Source organism: Aminobacter sp. P4_D5, from assembly GCF_056401815.1.
This window is the reverse complement of the sequence record NZ_JBFUIP010000526.1, coordinates 1-853: the sequence shown is the minus strand read 5'-3', so window position 1 is coordinate 853 and position 853 is coordinate 1. Positions and strand designations below refer to the sequence as shown.

General features: G+C 70.0%; 1 protein-coding gene. It reads left to right on the top strand.

The features are described from left to right. Positions 1-434 precede the first annotated feature (434 nt). Positions 435-853 (top strand): N-acetylmuramoyl-L-alanine amidase family protein (locus tag AC1DWF_RS33265; RefSeq protein ID WP_476842767.1); only part of this gene is annotated, 419 nt, incomplete at its 3' end.

Below are 853 nucleotides of genomic sequence, written 5' to 3'. Positions count from 1 at the left end.
CGGGGCATCAGGCCCAATGGCTCACCCCCACGGATGTGCGCCCTTCACGGGCGGACGATATTGCGGCAGGTGGGCGCAAGCGCGTCTCGGCATGGCCAGCCTGCACCGCGGGCACGCTGGCGGAACCGGCATGTCCTTTCTTCGGAGCGCCACAGCCTGGGCGTCCATCCGGTGGACCACGACCGGGGCTTGGCGCGAAGGCCGCGCCGACTGCCCCTGTTCCGCCCGCAGCACCTATCGCTGGGGCAAGGCAGCATAGGCGCCCTCGCTGCCCCTCACAAGGCGCCCTGTGGACAAGTCGGACCCGCATGGGCCTTCGCCGTCACGTTTCGTTGCCCAAATGCCTTGCTTCCTGCCCATATGGGCAGCACGTCCTCTGGATTTTCCGGCCCATTTCGGCTAATCTGCGGCCACCGCGATGGGGGTTGCGGCCTATGGGGGTTTTCGATCTCAGGGCATGGCTCGCGGCGATGGCTGGACTGGCCATGGCGCCGGGTGTGGAAGCGCAGACAACGGCTGCGCAAGGCAGGCGCGCGCCGCCGGCACGGGATGTCGCGCGCCTGCCGCTCGTCCTGCTCGATCCCGGACATGGCGGGGCGGATCCGGGTGCGATCGGCACCAACGGCACCCAGGAAAAGCGCATCACCCTACCGCTGGCGCTCGAGCTCAAGCGCATGCTGGAGATGGGCGGCCGCTGCCGCGTGGCCATGACCCGCACCACGGACGTCTTCGTGCCGCTCGCCCGCCGCGTCGAGATCGCCCGCAGCCGCGAGGCGGTGCTGCTGCTCTCCATCCATGCCGACGCCATGCCGGCCGGCCAGTCCCACGCGCTGCGTGGCGCCTCGGTCTACAC